Below are 13371 nucleotides of genomic sequence, written 5' to 3'. Positions count from 1 at the left end.
TTGGCGCCGATCTTGAGCTTGAACACCCGGTGGCGACGCACCTCCAGCATGTGCTCGGCCTCGGCGATGTCGCGGGCGGTGTCGCCGCTGGCCAGGGTCCAGGCCACTTCCAGGCTGTCACGCACCCGCCCGCCGAGCAGCTCGCTGACCGGCAGGCCGAGGCGCTTGCCTTGGGCGTCGAGCAAGGCGCTTTCGATGCCGGACTTGGCGAAGGTATTGCCCTTGGCCAGCTTGTCGAGCTTGAGCATGGCGGCATTGATGTTGTCCGCTGGCAGGCCGATCAGCGCCGGCGCCAGGTGCGCGTCGATGTTGGCCTTGATGCCCTCGGGGCTTTCGTAGCCGTAGGCCAGGCCGCCGATGGTGGTGGCCTCGCCGATGCCTTCCACGCCGTCGCTGCAGCGCAGGCGCAGCACCACCAGGGTCTGCTGCTGCATGGTGTGCATGGCCAGCTTGTGCGGGCGGATGGTTGGCAGGTCGACAATAATGGCGTCGATGCGCTCGATCAGGGCGTTTGTCATGGTGCGAAGGTCCCGTCAAATCAGGCCGCAGTCTGCAAACCCGATACTACATTTACTTGATTATTCAAGCATTGCGCGAGACCCTGAGTGCCGTCCAATATCAAATGAATCTCCCACCATACCCAGGAGGTCTGATGGAGCTGCGCCACCTTCGCTACTTCAAGGTCCTGGCCGAAACCCTGAACTTCACCCGCGCCGCCGAGTTGCTGCACATCGCCCAGCCGCCGCTGAGCCGGCAAATCAGCCAGCTGGAGGAGCAGCTCGGGACCATGCTGGTGCTGCGCGAGCGCCCCCTAAGACTGACCGAGGCCGGGCGCTTCTTCTATGAACAGACCTGCACGCTGCTGCAGCAACTGGATAACATCAGCGACAACACCCGGCGCATCGGCCAGGGCCAGCGCCAGTGGCTGGGCATCGGCTTCGCCCCGTCGACCTTGTACACGGTACTGCCAGAGTTGATCCGCGAACTGCGCAAGGACAGCGAGCTGGAACTGGGCCTGAGCGAAATGACCACCCTGCAGCAGGTGGAGGCGCTGAAAAGCGGGCGCATCGACATCGCCTTCGGCCGCATCCGCATCGACGACCCGGCAATCCAGCAGCAAGTGCTGCGCGAAGACCCGCTGGTGGCCGTGCTGCCCAAGGGCCATGCCCTGGCCGGTGCCCCGCTGACCCTCGAACAACTGGCCAGGGAAGCGTTCATCCTCTACCCCGCCAACCCCAGGCCGAGCTACGCCGACCACATCCTCGCGCTGTTCGCCCACCACGGCATGAGCCTCAAGGTCAGCCAGTGGGCCAACGAACTGCAGACCGCCATCGGCCTGGTCGCCGTCGGGCTGGGCGTAACCCTGGTGCCGGAGTCGGTGCAACAGCAGCACCGCATCGACATCGAGTACGCCAGCCTGCTCGACCGCAGCGCGGTCAGCCCGATCATTCTCAGCCGGCGCAAGGGCGACAGCAGCCCGATCGTGCAGCGTTGCCTGGCGCTGATTGCCCAGCAGGCAGTGGCGGCAGCGGTTTAGTCACGTTCGAAAAAACTGCTGCCCTTTTCCTTGAGCAGCGCCACCAGCGCCCCTGCCGCCGGTGACAGGTAGCCCTCCGTGCGCACCGACACGGCGACGGTACGGCGCATGGTGGTCTGCTTCAGCGGCACTTCGCGCAGCCACGACATGCCGAGCCCATGTTCCAGAGTTTCCCGCGCGGCGAAGCTGAGCAACTGGGTACGGGCGATCAGGCGTGGCAGCAGTGAGATGGCATTGGTCTCGATCTGCACCTGCGGCGGCGGCAACTGATGGGCGATGAACACATTGTCGATCCAGCGCCGGGCGGTCACCGTCGGCCCCGCCAGCACCCAGCGGTATTGGCAGAGGCTGTGCAGGGTGATGGGGCCGGCGAAAATCGGGTGCTCGGCACTGGCAACCACGATCGCTTCATCTTCAAGGATGGGGTATGTGGTGAACTCAGGGTCCATGCTGATCTGCGGTGAGATGATCACATCCAGCCGACCGCCGCGCAGGGATTCCTTGAGCACATCGTCCTGGGCGATCGACAGTTTCAGGGTCACGTCCGGCGCCCGCTCCAGCAGCGCCGCGGTCAGGTGCGGCAGCAGGTGATCGGCCATGCTCGCCGCGCAGCCCAGGCGGATGTTGCCGACCAGCCCGCTGGCAAAGTCACGCACTTCGCGTTCGGTCTCGGCGATGTTCAATTGCAGTTGCTTGCCGCGCGCCAGCAGCAGCTTGCCGACATCGGTGAGCTTGATTCGCCGGCCATCGCGCTGGAACAACCGGGTACCCAGTGATTCCTCCAGGCGCTGGATGCTCTTGCTCAGCGCCGGTTGGCTGCGGTTGAGCTTTTCCGCCGCCCGGCCCAAGTGGCCCAGTTCGGCGATGGTTTCGAAGTAGGTAAGGTCACGCAGGTCCATGATTCATGAATTTCAGTTATGGATTCATCAAAAGTAGAAAATAGACTTGATTGATTGCGCCGTCGATAATTTTCTCCGCTGGCGCTGCCAGCCCCCGCGATACCGCTGCGCAAGGAGTATCTACGTTGCAGACCGCCCTACCCGGCTCTTCCAGAAATATCTTCCAATGGCTCGCCCTGCTGATTTGCGCCGGTGCCATCGGCCAGTTGCTGCATGCCCTGGCCGTACCGGCCGGGTTGTTCCTCGGCCCCATGCTGGTGGCCATCGTGTTCGGCGTCTCGGGCGCGCAACTGCACCTGCATCGCCAAGTGTTTCGCTTCGGTCAAGGCTGCGTCGGCCTGCTGGTCGCCCACTCGGTGACCTGGGCCGTGCTGGTATCGATGGCCCAGTCCTGGCACCTGATGCTGGTCGCGACCTTCATCACGGTAGTGCTCAGTGCCTTGGTCGGCCTCGGCACCGTACGCTTCGGTGGCATCCCTGGCAGCACCGCCGCCTGGGGAACCGCGCCGGGGGCGGCTTCGGCAATGGTGTCGATGGCCGAGGAAAACGGCGCCGATGGCCGCGTGGTAGCGACCATGCAATATGTGCGGGTGGTGTGCGTGGTGATGATCGGCTCGCTGGTCAGCCACCTGCTCGGCGCCGCGCCTGGCGCGGGCGCGGTGGCCAATGCGCCAGCGGTACTGGAAGGCCCGCACCTGCTTGACAGCCTGCTCAGCCTTGCCGTGGTGCTGGTGGGTATCACCCTTGGTAGCCGCCTGCCTGCCGGTGCCTTGCTGACGCCACTGCTGCTTGGCGGCGCCCTGCAACTGAGCGGGCTGCTGACCATCCGCTTGCCCGAATCCTTGCTGGCCGCTGCCTACGGCGCCATCGGCTGCTACATCGGCCTGCGCTTCGACCGGCAGACCGTGCGCTATGTGTGGAAGCGCCTGCCGACCATGATTGCCGGGGCGGTGGCGTTGATCGTGCTGTGCGCCGCTTGCGCCTATGTGCTGGCCCTGGCGATGGGCACGGACTTCCTGTCGATGTACCTGGCCACCAGCCCAGGCGGGCTGGATGCCATGGCGATCATCGCGGTGGAAACCCATGCGGATGTCGGGCTGGTGCTGGCGATGCAGACGTTGCGGTTGTTCGGGGTGATTCTGACCGGGGCCTTTTGTGCGCGGCAGATCATACGCTTGACCCGGGTGTAGAGGGCTGGCGTGCATGTCTGGAGGGTTGTAGCGCCTGGGAGACCGAGCGCCGCCCGCGCGGCGCATCGCGGATGAATCCGCTCCTACATTTGTTGCAACGTGGCCATGCCTGACAGGCAATGGTTGTCAGCCTTGTCTGCAAGGCTCAAGGCATGCGCCAGAGCTGGCAACCCTGGCGTAACAGGCAACGTGGCCATGCCTGACAGGCAATGATTGTCAGCCTTGTCTGCAAGGCTCAAGGCATGCGCCAGGGCTGGCAACCCTGGCGTAACAGGTTCGGCACGTTGCAACAAATGTAGGAGCGGATTCATCCGCGATGCGCCGCGCGGGCGGCGCTCGATCTCCCAGGCACCACAAGCCTCAAGGCAGGCACCTACCCACTCATCACGCAGAAGTCTTCGAACGGATAATGGGTCAACAGCTCGAACCCGGTCTCGGTCACCAGCAACGGGTTCTCCAGCTTGATCCCGTCACGCCCACCCACCTCGCCGACATAAGCCTCGACACACAGCGCCATACCCGCCTGCAGTGCCCCTTCATAGCCATAGGACTCAAGGTCCTCCGGGTAGCGAATGCACGGGTACTCATCACACAATGGAACATCACGCTTCAACGCTGCGCCCGGCAGCTCTGCGGCAGGCGATGGCCGTTGCGGGAGAGCTCGGTGAAGCGCACGCCGGGCCTGACCATGTCGGCGTTGACGTGAATGTGCTCGTGGGCGATACGGTACAGGCGCTTCTGCTCGGCAGTGGGCTCCACATCACCACGGATCCAGCTGCGCGACCTATCCACACAAAAGCCGTAGACGCCGACCAGGTCGGTATCGAAGGACAGCAGGTCGCCGTCGCTGAGCACCCGCGGGCCAGACTCCTGATACCAAGGGTTGGTGCGCGGGCCGGAGCTGAGGATGCGGGTTTCGATCCATTCGCCGCCACGGCGGATGTTGCCTGCATGCAGCGCGGCCCACACATCGTTCTCGGTGGCACCGCGCCTGGCGCATCTCGGCAATCGAGGCCTCGCAGGAAGCGACGGCGCAACGCATGGCGAGGATCTCGTCCGGCCCTTTGATCATGCGGGCGAATACGGTGACTTCCTGCCCATTGTGCACCTGCACGCCCAGCGCACCGAGGGCGCGCAGGCCGGCCACTTCGATTCGGTCCACGGCCAGGCGGCGGTTGGGTCTGGCTCGCCTACCAGGACATCGACCTTGACCTGCGTGACGCGGATGCACCGCAAATGTTCAACGCCAACGACTACAGCCTGCTGATGCAACTGGCGCAAAACCATCAGGGCGTGGCACTGGGCTGGTATTACCTGGTCGCGCCGCTGGTGCAACAGGGCCTGCTGGTGCGGCCGGAAAGTGACACCCTGGTGCACCGCGACACTCGCCACTACCTCAGCCTCAGCGAGGCCAAGCGCCGTGATGCCAGTTGCTGCAAGTTGCGTGACTGGCTGGTCGAGCAGTTCGACTGGTCACTGCACGAAGAGGCCGGCAGCCTGCCTTGGGCCCAGGCGTAATCGACCCTACCCCTTCAGCGCAGCCTCGATCCTGGCCACGTCGATCTTGCCCATGGTCATCATGGCGTCGAACGCGCGCTTGGCTGCGGCCTTGTCGGGGTTGGCAATGGCTTCGATGAGGATGCGCGGGGTGATCTGCCAGGAGATGCCCCATTTGTCCTTGCACCAGCCGCAGACGCTCTCGCTGCCACCGTTGTTGACGATGGCATCCCATAGCCGGTCGGTCTCGGCCTGGTCCTCGGTGCTGACCTGGAACGAAAACGCCTCGCTATGCTTGAACGTGGTGCCGCCATTGAGGCCCACGCAGGGAATGCCCATCACGGTAAATTCGACGGTAATCACTTCGCCGGCCTTGCCTGAAGGGTAGTCGCCGGGTGCGGGGTGCACCGCCACCACCTTGCTGTCGGGGAAGGTCCTGGCATAGAAATTCGCCGCTTCTTCGGCATCCTTGTCGAACCACAGGCAGATCGTGTTTTTGGCAGTCATGGCAAGGCTCCATGGGAGAGCAGAAAGCCTTGAGTCTAGCCCGTCAGGCTTGGCTGGCGATGGCCGCGGCCAGCGCAGCGTCGCTCAACGCCGATTGCGGATGGGCCTGGCGGTAGTCGCGCAGCGCCTGCTGCAGGCGCGGCCCGCACAGGCGACCGTTGGTCGCGACGTACGCCAGGGCATCGTCGCGCGCCGCTGCGGTGCTGCTCAACGGATGGCGGGTGGACTCGCTGAGCGCCGCCGTACCCACGCTGCTGCCAATGGTGAAATGGTCAGCCACACTGCCCTTGCCATCCATGGCCCAAGCCTGACTGCAACACCGCAGGATCAGGGTGCTCGATAAACCGGTTCGCTTCACGTGGCAGGCCCACCTGATAAAAATGCCAGTTGTGCACAGAGGCCAGAACAGCAACCACAGGCATGGCGAGCAATGGCCTGCAAAATCGATAAAGACTCAGAAAAATCCTACCGATACCGGAGAAGTCTCCCACAACTCAGCTAATTCCCGGCACTGCATCATTGTCGGCAAGCCTCATAAGCGACTTTTCGCAAGGAGATACAGGTTTGTCGGATTTCAAATCAAAGTTGCAGCACCTAAGTGCCGAGCAGATCGAGGCGCTGTACAACGAATACATCGGCGGTGAGAAAATTGCACTGCTGCTCGAACGCTATGCCATCGACATCGCCCCAAGCAGCCTGATCAAGGCCTTCCCTCCGGTGCCTTGCGCCGAACTCAAGTGCCCTTACTGCGAAGTCAGCCTGTACGAGCGACGCAAAAGCCGTTCGGCCTACAGCTGGAACGACAACCTGGCCTACTGCCCGAACTGCGCGCATCGCCATTACTTCCCCGGGCGCAACCAATGGCAGCGAGATTGCGCCTGCCAGCCTTGCCTGGCGGCGCGTGAACGCGCCCGGCAGGCACAGGCCATCGAACAGCGCAAACGCATCAAGGAGCTCTGGTCATTGGCAAAGCACCAGCCCGTGCCGTTGCACACGTTGTCGATTACCCGGCAGTTGCAGTTGCTGGCCATGCTGGCGATACGCATGGATGCGCAGAGCGATTGCATCCACGCTGCGGAAAAATCCACCGGGGATGCGCTAGTCAGCCCATCCCCAAGCATGGATGCGAGCATACTGCTGGCGCTGCACGAGGATCAGATCCTGCTGGTCGACCCCGATTCGCCACTGGATGCCTTCAGCGAGGACCCCACCCCGAAGGCCTGGCAGAACAAGGTACGCTGGATCGCCAATGTCAGCCTGGACGGCCACCAGCGGGCTGGCGTCGGCCCCCTGTATCGTGCCCTGCACAAGGCCCTGTCCAATGGCCCGCAGGCGCAATGGCGTGATGAGATCGCCGAAGCCATCGAGCGGCTTTGCAATGAAGAGGTTTGTGCCTACATAGCCAGCCGCAGTGCGGAACACGGCCTGCCCTTCGAGGCCAGGAAAAAAACCGCGGAAGTCGCAACTCAGTTGCTCGAGGTGCACCCCGTACGGCACATCTGGTCGCTGGCCAACACCGCCGTGCGCGGGGCGTTGTCATTCGTTGCACGCGCCCAGGTCAGCAAGCGTCACGCTGCCAACACCATTCCCGGGAGCATGCTGTCGCTGAGCGAACGTGCCATTCGCGAGCAATGGCAGTTCACGGTATCGAGCTACGACACCCATGCCCCACGCTCGGGCTTCAGCCGGGCGCTGTTCGACGTGCTGCTGCAGCAGGATGATCATGGCCTGTGCCGCAAGGTCTGTGACTACATCGCAGATCTGCCGGGGCAGGCTGATGCCAGCGGCTATGGGCTGTTCTGCGCCATGTGCGGGTCGAACCTGGTGCACGTGCAGGCAGGGCTCCGGGAAACCATCGTCAACTGCAAGGACTGCCTGGCCAGGACCTTGGTGTCTACCTAGCCAGCATCTGCATGCCCGGTTCGCTCAGGTCAGTGCTGGCGAGGACAGTAAGGTTAGGGGCAAAAACCTGAAAAAGGGCGACCCGACCGGGGCGCCAAACCATTGCACCTCTTACCAAAGGCGCTGACGCGCTTCCACAGGTGAACTTACAGCACCGACAGCGGGTACTCGACAATCAGCCGCACTTCGTCCAGGTCCGCCTCGAACGCGGTGGCCCGTGTGGTCGCCTGGCGCACGCGCAATGACAGGTCCTTGGCTGCGCCGCTCTGCACCACATACTTGACCTCGATGTCCCGCTCCCAGCGCTTCTGGTCGGTCAACGGGGCGCCGTCCGCGTCGCGGCGCATGTAGAAGGCGTTGGCGTTGGAATAGTCGGCGTCGGTACCTTTTGCATAACGGCTCATGAACGACAGCCCCGGTACCCCGTAGGCTGCCATGTCCAGGTCATAGCGCAGCATCCACGAGCGCTCCTTGGGCGAGTTGAAGTCGCTGTACTGGATGGAGTTGTCGAGGAAGATCGAGTCGGACTGGCGCAGGTAGTCGAAATCATCATCGCCATTGTTGCGCTGGTGGCTCAGCGCTAGCGTGTGAGCACCAAAGCGCACCCCGGCTTTCACGCTCCAGATGTCGTTGTCGAACGCGCCCAGGCGCTGCTGGCCTTCATCGACGGCCTTGTAGTAGTTGATGCCGCCGATCAGGGCAAGGTCGTCGCTCAGCGGCCAGCTGGCACTAATACCGGCGTAGTACTGGTTCCATACATCCTTGAGCCGGCTGCTGAACAGGCTGACACTCACATGCTCGTTGAGGTCGTAGTCACCACCGCCGTAGGCAATCCAGGGTGAATCCACCGGGCCGCCGTAGAAGGTCACGAAGTTCTCGCGCATGTCGCTGGAGACCGGCTGGCTCATGGCATGCAGGCGGCCGGCCTGCAGGGTCAGGTCCTTGAGACTGGTGTTTTCCAAGGTCACGCCGCGAAAGCTTTCCGGCAACAGACGCGAATCACCAGCAGCCACGACCGGGTTGGCCGGGAATACATCACCCACCTTGAGCACGGTATCGAACAGGCGCAGCTTGGCCGCACCGCCCAGCTTGGTGTATTCGTCCCGCGCCTGGCCGTCGTGCTCCACCGGCACCACATCGAACGAACTGCGCCCGCCGTTGCGCCCACCGCCGGTGTCCAGCTTGAGACCGAGCATGGCGAACGCGTCCAGGCCGAAACCCACCGTGCCTTGGGTGAAGCCGGACTCGAAGCGGCTGATGATGGCGTGCGCCCACGCTTCGGAATATCCATTGCTCGCTGGCTTGGTAGTGCTCTGCACCGGGGCTGGCCCGTCGCGGTTGTCACGGTTGAAGTAGAAGTTGCGGTTGAGCACGTTGAGCGTGCTGCCTTCGATGAAACCTTCGGGTGTTGCTTCGGCGGCGCTGGCCAGTGCACTGACGCCAGACAGCGTCAGGCATGCCGCCAGGGACAGGGGGGCGGTTCGGGTCATCCGAGGCTCCTTGAGTGACGATTATTGTTGTGTCGGCGGAGTCGGAGAGTGGGGCCTGGCAGATAACGCCAAGGTGATTGGCGCATTACAATCGCGTCATGCGGGCGCAGCGGCTCTAGCCCGGCTTTTGCAACATTCTGTAGGCAATTCCTACGTGCAGCAGTGAACCTGCCTACAAAATTGCGGTCTGTCCCTGACGGTCAATTCACCGACCGGTTCGCCGGCCCCGTTGCTGATCTACAGTTACCGGGCCTATTTTCCCTGTTGCAGCGAAGACCCAACATGCCTGAATCCCGCCAAGCCTCTCTTGCCCTCACTGCCCTGCGCGGCAGCCTGCTCGCCGCCCTGGTGGCTCTTGCCGTCCCCGCGCATGCCGAAGAGCCGGCCAGCGATGCGCGCTGGGTCAGCGACAGCCTGAGTACCTACGTGCGCAGTGGCCCGACCGATGGCCACCGCATTGTCGGCACGCTCAAGTCGGGGCAGAAACTCACCTTGATCGGCAGCCAGGGCAACTACAGCCAGGTGCGTGGCCAGAATGGCGACCTGGTGTGGATCCTCACCAGCGACCTGCAATCTGTGCCGGGCCAGAACGAGCGCCTGCCGCAACTCGATGCACAGGTGGCGGAACTGTCGGGGCAGCTCAAGACCATCGATGACAGCTGGAAAAACCGCGTGCAGGGCATGCAGGAAACCCTCGACTCGCGCAAGAAGCTCATCGATGAACTGGAAGCGCGCAACCAGGCGCTCAACGAACAACTCGACCAGAGCCAGTCGAGCCTGCGCGACACACAGGCACGCCTGGGCGACGAGAACAAGCAGGTGATGATGCGTTACATGGTGTACGGCGGCAGCATCGCCGGTGCGGGGCTGCTGATGGGGCTGATCCTGCCGGCGCTGACCCGTGGACGGAAGAAGAACGACCGCTGGTTCTGAGGATTCCAGCGCCTGTACCGGCCTCTTGCAACCGTAAGCTTGAAGAGGCCGGCACAGCGGATGGTTACTTGCTGCGTGCCTTGTTATAGATGGTCTTGGCTTGGTCCGCCGAAGACTGGCATTGGGCCATGTCGCCTGCCTTCTGGGCATCCTTGGCGTTTTGCAGATGCATCTTGAAATCATGGGCCATGCCGCCATGCATGGCTTGGCCACTGGCCTTGTGGAAATCCTCCAGTTCCTTGATCTTGGCTGCACAGTTGCTTGCCGGGTCAGCGTGGGCGGCAAAACTCAATACAGAGGCCATTACTAACAGAGGCACGAATTTCATGGATTTCATGGAGCGTTCTCCTGGGAAATCGGAATGGTCATCGAGAGACGTTGGCTCGACGCAGGGAAAAGCATAGTCGTCGATGGGGAGCGGTTGTGTTTGCCACAGAATTTTTAGCACTTATCTGATCGAGCGCCGCCCGCGCGGCGCATCGCGGATAAATCCGCTCCTACACCTGTAGCAACGTAACCATGCCTGTGAGGCCATGGTTATCAGCCGGTTTGTACGGCTCAAGTCATGCGCCAAGGCGGACAACCATGGCGTAACAGGTTCGGCACGTTGCAACAGGTGTAGGAGCGGATTTATCCGCGATGCGCCGCGCGGGCGGCGCTCGATCTCAAACACACCTAAAATGCCGTGCCGAACCCTCCCAACCCTACTGCCGCAACCGCTCCAGCGCCTCCAGCACAAACCCCGTAGCCCGCTCCACCTCCCCCTCGCGGCAGGCAATCCCCAGCTGCCGCCATAACCCCGGCCGTAGCGGCCGGCGCGCAATTCGCCGGTCCAGTTCGGCGGCCTCCCCCTCCTGGGGCAGCAAGGTCGCGCCGTAGCCGGCCCCTACCAGGCTCTTGATCGCATCGTTGTAGTTCAGCTCGATCCGCGGCTCGGGATACAACCCCGCCGCCGCGAACCACTCACCCGTCACCCGCGACAACTGGGTACTGCTGTCATTGAGGATCAACGCACGCTGCCCCAGCCAGGCCGGGGTGACTTTGGCCGGCGGCTGCCACTCGGCCGGTACATACGCCAGGATCGGGTCACGCCGCCAGGGCGTGAGCCTGACGCCCTTGCCTGCCACCTGCGGCAGCGCCACCAGGCCGATATCCAGGGTGCCTTCGCGCAAACGCGCCAGGGAAGCCTGGGAGGTCAGCACCTGAACCTGCACGTCGATGCCCGGGTGCGCCACCCGCAGGTGCTCAAGGGCGTTGGGCAGCAGATGGGCAATGGCGCCGGTGGAAGCGCCCAGGCGCACCCGCCCGGTCAGGCCTTCGACCTGACGGCGCACTTCGTCCAGGGCCAGGTCGGCATCCATCAGCAGGCGGCGAGCGCGGGTGAGCAAGGTCTCGCCGATGGCCGTGGGGCGCACCTGGTTGCGGTTGCGGGTCAGCAGCGGCGCACCAACCCGCGCCTCCAGCTCGGCCACGTGCAGGCTGATGGTGGGCGGCGCGAGGTTGAGCTGGCGGGCGGCCTCGGCGAAGGAGCCCAGGTCGGCGATCACTACCAAGGTGCGGAGGCGGTCGAGGCTGATTTCGCGCATGGGTGGCGATCCTTGATTCATCAAAACTGAATGTCAGCGTCATGATATTCAAATTTTCTTTCTCAAGGCCACAAGCGAGCATAGGCCATCCCCTCCCCTGACCGGACCCCGACCATGCACACCCCAGTTGTCTTCATCGACGGCGACCAAGGCACCACCGGCCTGCAGATCCACGCCCGCCTGCAAGGCCGAAGCGACCTGCGCCTGCTGACTTTGCCGGAGGCTGAGCGCAAGGACCCACAGCGCCGCGCCAACGCCATCAACAGCGCCGACATCGCCTTGCTGTGCCTGCCAGACGACGCCGCCCGCGAAGCCGTGGCCGCCATCGAGAACCCCGCCGTACGGGTGATCGACGCCAGCTCTGCACACCGCACCTCGCCAGGCTGGGTCTACGGCCTGCCGGAACTGGACGGGCAACAGGCCGAACGCATCGCCCAGGCCAAGCGGGTCAGCAACCCCGGCTGCTACCCCACCGGGGCCATCGCCCTGCTGCGCCCGCTGGTCAAGGCCGGCTTGCTGCCGGCCGACTACCCGCTGACCATCCACGCCATCTCCGGCTATTCCGGTGGCGGCCGTGCCGCCGTCGAGCGGCACGAGATGCCGGGCGCCGAACAGGCACCGACCTTGCAACTGTATGGCCTGGAGCTGGCGCACAAGCACGTGCCGGAAATCCAGCTGCATGCCGGCCTGTCGGCACGGCCGATGTTCCTGCCGGGTTACGCGGCCTATCGCCAGGGCATCGTCCTGAGCATCCCGCTGCAACTGCGCCTGCTGCCCGGCCAGCCCGACGCCGAACAGTTGCAGGCTTGCCTGGAACAGCATTACCAAGGCGCCCGCCATGTACAGGTGATGCCCCTGCACCAGCAGGGGCCGGCCACCCCGCTCGACCCTGAGGTGCTGAATGACAGCAACGACCTGCGCCTGGCACTGTACGCCAACCCCGAACATCGCCAGGTGGTGCTGACTGCGGTGTTTGACAACCTCGGCAAGGGTGCCTCGGGCGCAGCGGTACAGAACCTCGACCTGATGCTTGCCGCGATGCGCGGCTAAAAAGGGTTTAGACTGTGCACCCCGCGCCAACCCGGCGCGGGGTGAGCCAACCGCAGCCGGAGCCCGTCCACCGATGTTCATCCTGAGCCGCCTCGACAGCGTGCCGCCCGAATCCTTCCAGAACCAGATCCGCGAGCTGGTGATCCACAACGTCGGCGCACTGAGCAGCGTCGCCATCCGTGCCGAAAACCCGCTTTATCCGCTGTATCAGTACGGCGTCGGCATGGAGGTGCACCAGTACCTGCAAGCCATGGACGGCACCCGCGGCCTGGCCGTGCAGCTAACCCTGGCCCTGGATGCCGATGCACCCGACCAGTTGCTCGGATTCGCCCTGAGCTTGCCGGCCCAGGACAACCCCCAGGCCTGTGCCCTGGCGTTTCTTGCCGTAGTGCCCAGCCACCGCCGCCAAGGCATTGCCCGCGCCCTGCTGGGTGACGCGCAGGCGCGCTATGCCAGCGTCGAGCTGAATGCCTTTGCCGACCAAGTGCCATGGTTCGAAAGCATGGGCATGCAGGTGGTAGCCGCCAGCGGGCCGCAAGTGTTGATGAGCAGCACCGGCCTGGCCAGTGGTGCGCTGATCGGTCGGCTGGACATTGCGCCGATCTACCAGACTGCCGAGGTGCTGCAGATTCACACCTACCTGCTTAATCAGCAGGGTGAGGATGCCATGCTCGATGCCGAGCAGCAGCGTGATGAATGGCTGGATGAATTGACCGCCCAGGCGAACGCCTGTGTGCGGGAGCGCAAGTCAGTGCATTGACGTTCTGGGGCTGCTTTGCA

The 13371-nt window shown here is 63.7% G+C and carries 15 protein-coding genes and 1 pseudogene; 7 read left to right on the top strand and 9 right to left on the bottom strand.

Going from position 1 to position 13371, the window contains the following annotated elements; translation table 11 throughout:
• Window positions 1-518, bottom strand: a pseudogene (locus tag H040_RS21805) (muconate cycloisomerase); the annotation flags it as partial.
• A gap of 134 nt (window positions 519-652) precedes the next feature.
• On the opposite strand from H040_RS21805, the gene H040_RS21800 reads away from it, so the two are divergent.
• Window positions 653-1537 (top strand): LysR family transcriptional regulator, encoded by an 885-nt coding sequence (locus H040_RS21800; protein WP_027918612.1) that lies wholly within the window; start codon window positions 653-655, stop codon window positions 1535-1537.
• On the opposite strand, the gene H040_RS21795 is transcribed toward H040_RS21800, so the two are convergent.
• On the bottom strand, window positions 1534-2436 hold the full coding sequence (locus H040_RS21795) for a LysR family transcriptional regulator (RefSeq protein WP_027918611.1): 903 nt from the start codon (window positions 2434-2436) through the stop codon (window positions 1534-1536). The genes H040_RS21800 and H040_RS21795 overlap by 4 nt on opposite strands.
• Before the next feature lie 125 nt (window positions 2437-2561).
• On the opposite strand from H040_RS21795, the gene H040_RS21790 reads away from it, so the two are divergent.
• Window positions 2562-3626, top strand: coding sequence for an AbrB family transcriptional regulator (locus tag H040_RS21790; RefSeq protein ID WP_027918610.1), 1065 nt, complete (start codon window positions 2562-2564; stop codon window positions 3624-3626).
• Window positions 3627-3999: 373 nt separating this feature from the next.
• On the opposite strand, the gene H040_RS27830 is transcribed toward H040_RS21790, so the two are convergent.
• Together H040_RS27830 and H040_RS27825 are read right to left on the bottom strand one after the other, a co-directional pair.
• Window positions 4000-4239, bottom strand: a complete 240-nt coding sequence (locus tag H040_RS27830; protein ID WP_256208057.1) for a hypothetical protein — start codon at window positions 4237-4239, stop codon at window positions 4000-4002.
• Window positions 4236-4595 (bottom strand): M24 family metallopeptidase, encoded by a 360-nt coding sequence (locus tag H040_RS27825; RefSeq protein ID WP_027918608.1) that lies wholly within the window; start codon window positions 4593-4595, stop codon window positions 4236-4238. Before H040_RS27825 ends, H040_RS27830 begins: the two co-directional genes overlap by 4 nt.
• 267 nt (window positions 4596-4862) lie before the next feature.
• Here H040_RS27825 and H040_RS21780 point away from each other — a divergent pair, with 267 nt between their 5' ends.
• Window positions 4863-5144: a hypothetical protein gene (locus H040_RS21780; RefSeq protein WP_027918607.1), complete on the top strand. Its 282-nt coding sequence runs from the start codon at window positions 4863-4865 to the stop codon at window positions 5142-5144.
• Window positions 5145-5150: 6 nt separating this feature from the next.
• On the opposite strand, the gene H040_RS21775 is transcribed toward H040_RS21780, so the two are convergent.
• Together H040_RS21775 and H040_RS21770 are read right to left on the bottom strand one after the other, a co-directional pair.
• Complete coding sequence (locus H040_RS21775) at window positions 5151-5630, bottom strand: VOC family protein (protein WP_027918606.1); 480 nt, start codon at window positions 5628-5630, stop codon at window positions 5151-5153.
• Between the two features lie 43 nt (window positions 5631-5673).
• The gene (locus H040_RS21770) at window positions 5674-5928 is read right to left on the bottom strand and encodes a DUF2388 domain-containing protein (RefSeq protein WP_050437204.1); all 255 of its coding nucleotides are present in this window, start codon (window positions 5926-5928) and stop codon (window positions 5674-5676) included.
• A 266-nt stretch (window positions 5929-6194) separates the two neighbouring features.
• Here H040_RS21770 and H040_RS21765 point away from each other — a divergent pair, with 266 nt between their 5' ends.
• The gene (locus tag H040_RS21765) at window positions 6195-7532 is read left to right on the top strand and encodes a hypothetical protein (protein ID WP_256208056.1); all 1338 of its coding nucleotides are present in this window, start codon (window positions 6195-6197) and stop codon (window positions 7530-7532) included.
• Window positions 7533-7678: 146 nt separating this feature from the next.
• On the opposite strand, the gene H040_RS21760 is transcribed toward H040_RS21765, so the two are convergent.
• Window positions 7679-9022 (bottom strand): OprD family porin, encoded by a 1344-nt coding sequence (locus H040_RS21760; protein WP_027918604.1) that lies wholly within the window; start codon window positions 9020-9022, stop codon window positions 7679-7681.
• Window positions 9023-9304: 282 nt separating this feature from the next.
• On the opposite strand from H040_RS21760, the gene H040_RS21755 reads away from it, so the two are divergent.
• Complete coding sequence (locus H040_RS21755) at window positions 9305-9955, top strand: TIGR04211 family SH3 domain-containing protein (protein WP_027918603.1); 651 nt, start codon at window positions 9305-9307, stop codon at window positions 9953-9955.
• Window positions 9956-10019: 64 nt separating this feature from the next.
• On the opposite strand, the gene H040_RS21750 is transcribed toward H040_RS21755, so the two are convergent.
• Both H040_RS21750 and H040_RS21745 read right to left on the bottom strand, forming a co-directional pair.
• On the bottom strand, window positions 10020-10292 hold the full coding sequence (locus H040_RS21750) for a hypothetical protein (protein ID WP_027918602.1): 273 nt from the start codon (window positions 10290-10292) through the stop codon (window positions 10020-10022).
• Window positions 10293-10659: 367 nt separating this feature from the next.
• On the bottom strand, window positions 10660-11541 hold the full coding sequence (locus H040_RS21745) for a LysR family transcriptional regulator (RefSeq protein ID WP_027918601.1): 882 nt from the start codon (window positions 11539-11541) through the stop codon (window positions 10660-10662).
• 114 nt (window positions 11542-11655) lie between these two features.
• Here H040_RS21745 and argC point away from each other — a divergent pair, with 114 nt between their 5' ends.
• Together argC and H040_RS21735 are read left to right on the top strand one after the other, a co-directional pair.
• Entirely contained in the window at window positions 11656-12591 is a 936-nt protein-coding gene (gene argC, locus H040_RS21740; protein WP_027918600.1) for an N-acetyl-gamma-glutamyl-phosphate reductase, read from the top strand.
• Between the two features lie 73 nt (window positions 12592-12664).
• The gene (locus H040_RS21735) at window positions 12665-13351 is read left to right on the top strand and encodes a GNAT family N-acetyltransferase (protein WP_027918599.1); all 687 of its coding nucleotides are present in this window, start codon (window positions 12665-12667) and stop codon (window positions 13349-13351) included.
• Window positions 13352-13371: the final 20 nt, after the last annotated feature.

The sequence above is a fragment of the Pseudomonas sp. URMO17WK12:I7 genome (assembly GCF_003269045.1).
GTDB classification, from domain to species: domain Bacteria; phylum Pseudomonadota; class Gammaproteobacteria; order Pseudomonadales; family Pseudomonadaceae; genus Aquipseudomonas; species Aquipseudomonas putida_J.
Note: the sequence above shows the minus strand (reverse complement) of the source record. Positions and strands in the feature narration are given on the sequence as shown.